The following is a 3,136-nucleotide window of genomic DNA, read 5'->3' as shown; positions in this document are numbered from 1 at the left end:
TTATCTTCGCAAGAAGAAAATGCCAGAAGAGACAGAGAAGCTTATGCTAAAGAAATGGGCGATGATGACAATGATGGTGTTGCTAACAAATTTGACAAATGTGCTGGTACTGCTGCAGGAACTGTAGTTGACGGTTCTGGTTGTCCTTTGAAAGTTGTTGCTCCAATCATTAGAGAAAAAGTAATTGTTACGGCTGCAGATCGTAAAGTTGTTGATGAAGCCATCAGAAACTTAGAATTTGACTTAGGTAAATCTACCATCAGACCTAAATCTTATGCTACATTAAACAGAGTTGCTGCTTTATTAGTAGAGAAAAACTTTAGCTTAAAATTAGCTGGTCACACAGATAACACTGGTTCTATGAAATTGAACTTAGCTTTATCTAAAGACAGAGCAGAAGCTGTTAAAGCTTATTTAGTATCTCAAGGTGCTAATGCTTCTAGAATTGAAGCTACAGGTTACGGTCCAAACCAACCTATCGCATCTAACAAAACTGCTGAAGGTCGTCAGAAAAATAGAAGGGTTGAATTCACTTTATATTAATCACACCTTTATAAATAGCAAGAAGCCGTATCATTGAAAATGGTACGGCTTCTTTGTTTATTTTTAATTTACACTTAACGAAAAGAACCTATCACCTAGGATTGTACTTGCCAAACGGTATCTAAAAACCATTCCTTATGATCGAGAAAGTGTTTGATAGGTTTAAATCCCGTCCCTACAGCCATTTGCTCGGTTTCCTTCACACTGTATTTCTGCGAAACTTCCATGGAGATGAATTCATTCTCCTCAAAAAATATATCCTGATCAGTAATATGCACCACTTGTTTCTTCAAGCTGATCAAATAGCTTCTGCAAGAGCCAGTAGCGGGATCATAGCTCGGATAATGTTCAAATAAATTGGGATCAAAGTCTGCACCTAATTCACGGTTGATTCTACGCAGTAGATTTAAATTAAACTCACTCGTGAAACCTTGCTTATCATTATAGGCAGCACGAATAACACGTGGGTTTTTCTTCAGGTCAAAGCCTATCAATACCAGATCTCCGGCACTTAAAAAGGACTTCAATTGCTTACAGAAGGCATAAGCCTCCTTTACTTCGAAATTTCCAATATTACCGCCAAGAAATAAAATAACTTTTTTCTTGTCAGTTAGGTGGTTAGCAGATTTAAGCATTTTGAAATATTCGCCCTTCAAACCTTTAACCTTCAACCCCTTGATTTGATGAGGCAGGGTGTTTTCTAAATGCTCAATCATTGTTTCAGAGATATCAATGGGCATATACGTGAAAGCTACCTTTTGGTTGACCATCTCCTGCAGGAGATAACTAGATTTAGTGGCATCACCGGCACCCATTTCAATGAGATCAAAATCGTCAAAGCCATTTTTCAGCACTTTGGCAAGGTCAGCAGTTTTTTCCTTAAATATTTCCAGTTCACAATTGGTAGGATAATATTCTTCAGCATTCATGATTTGCTGGAAGAGCTTATCTCCTGCCTCATCATAAAAATATTTCGAGTTTAATTGTTTAGGCTGCTGACTTAACCCATGCAGTACTTCTTTTAAAAATTGTTCCATGTATATGTCGGTAACCTGTTTAAGATTTTGCTAGCCTGATGCCGCTGAACATCCAGCGCAGGTTCGGGTGAAAAAAATTACGATAAGTTGATCGTGAATGGTTTGGTGAGGTGGCTATAGAGGCACCTCTTAATACTTTTTGGTTGACCATAAATTTACCATTATACTCGCCAATGGCACCTGGGACTTTTGAAAAACCTGGGTATGGTAAATAGGCACTTTCTGTCCATTCCCACAATTGTCCCCAGTTAAACTGTGCTGATGCTACTTCCCATTCAAATTCTGTAGGTAAACGCAGACCTTTCCATTGTGCAAATGCTGCTGCCTCATAATAACTTATATGTGCTACGGCTGCATTGAGGTTGAGGGGTTTTAATCCGGAGAGCTGATATTCATACCAGAAGCCATCAATGGTATGCCAGTATAAGGGGGCAATAATTTGGTTATTTTTTACCCAATCCCAGCCTTCAGCATGCCAATAATTGAAATTCCGATAGCCACCATCCATGATAAAAGCAAGGTATTCTGCATTCGTCACCAAGGTTGAACGGATACTTGCCTTTTGAAGATAAACCTGGTGTGCACTTTCTTCATTGTCAAAATGAAACCCTTCACCCTTGAAGCCAATTTCATATAAACCTTTTTCTATGTCTATCCATTCTTTTATTGAATGCCCTTGTGGTTGTGGTAAATTGCCTTCTATGGCATCTTCCTTGTAGGCTGGAAATAAAGGATTGTGACCTAAAATATATTTAATATCATACCATAATAACTCCTGGTGCTGCTGTTCGTGGCTGAGGCCCAGCATAAAAATCTCTTCTATTGGACCTTCTAAATCGCCATCTCTAAGAAAATCCAACATCGCTTTATTTACATAGCTACGGTATTTATAGACCTCATCTACGGTAGGTCTGCTTAAATTACCACGGTCTGTACGGATTACCCTTGCACCAAGGGTTTCATAATAGCTGTTAAAGACAAAAGGAAATTCTGGATTATATTCTTTGTAGGCTATGCAGTAAGGTTTGAGGATAAAAGTTTCGAAAAACCATGTTGTATGTCCTAAATGCCATTTTGGAGGACTGACATCCACAACGGGTTGTACAACATAATCTTCTTTTTCAAGCGCTGAGCATATAGACTCACTACGAGCTCTAGTACTTAAAAATTGTTCCAGGAATGACATGTTACTTTTGGTTTAGGTAATGGGTTAAGTTTGAAATACTGGTGATGCGCAAACTTTGTGCCTGTGTTCTGCGCATCATCAAGGCATAAGTATTATTAAACCCTATGGGCTTTAACAACTTAAGCTGGTATTGTGTTTGAAATTCATGTTGCACGTATTGATAGACACCGGTCGCATTTTTACTCAGCTCTTCGATAATTGGCTTCGCCGGCTTTAATAAAACCAGAAAAGCTGTTCCTGTATATTCTGGATATAAATCAATTTGGTTATGAACTAAGGCATCAAAACAGATTTTAGTGCCCCCCAACCCTGATTTAGTCGATACTTGAAGATCAGTATTTCCTTCAATCAGCATTTTATACAACTGCGC

At 38.5% G+C, this 3,136-nt stretch carries 4 protein-coding genes; 1 reads left to right on the top strand and 3 read right to left on the bottom strand.

From position 1 onward, the window contains the following. On the top strand, positions 1-543 hold a 543-nt coding region (locus tag ACR2F7_RS14395; RefSeq protein ID WP_432714241.1), incomplete at its 5' end, for an OmpA family protein. A gap of 95 nt (positions 544-638) precedes the next feature. Here ACR2F7_RS14395 and egtD read toward each other — a convergent pair. From egtD to ACR2F7_RS14380, 3 genes are all read right to left on the bottom strand, one after another. Further along, a complete protein-coding gene (gene egtD, locus ACR2F7_RS14390) occupies positions 639-1,580 on the bottom strand; it encodes an L-histidine N(alpha)-methyltransferase (protein WP_432714240.1) in 942 nt (313 codons plus the stop codon). A gap of 19 nt (positions 1,581-1,599) precedes the next feature. Further along, positions 1,600-2,766 (bottom strand): ergothioneine biosynthesis protein EgtB, encoded by a 1,167-nt coding sequence (gene egtB / locus ACR2F7_RS14385; protein WP_432714239.1) that lies wholly within the window; start codon positions 2,764-2,766, stop codon positions 1,600-1,602. A gap of 1 nt (position 2,767) precedes the next feature. Then, on the bottom strand, positions 2,768-3,136 hold a 369-nt coding region (locus tag ACR2F7_RS14380), incomplete at its 5' end, for a glycine betaine ABC transporter substrate-binding protein (RefSeq protein ID WP_432714238.1).

Source organism: Pedobacter sp. (genome assembly GCF_045628745.1).
Classification (GTDB): domain Bacteria; phylum Bacteroidota; class Bacteroidia; order Sphingobacteriales; family Sphingobacteriaceae; genus Pedobacter.
Note: the sequence above shows the minus strand (reverse complement) of the source record. Positions and strands in the feature narration are given on the sequence as shown.

Bases quoted from the DNA above. Each gene is read 5' to 3' on its own strand.
- egtD (WP_432714240.1), bottom strand. From the start codon at position 1,580: ATGGAACAATTTTTAAAAGAAGTACTGCATGGGTTAAGTCAGCAGCCT.
- egtB (WP_432714239.1), bottom strand. From the start codon at position 2,766: ATGTCATTCCTGGAACAATTTTTAAGTACTAGAGCTCGTAGTGAGTCT.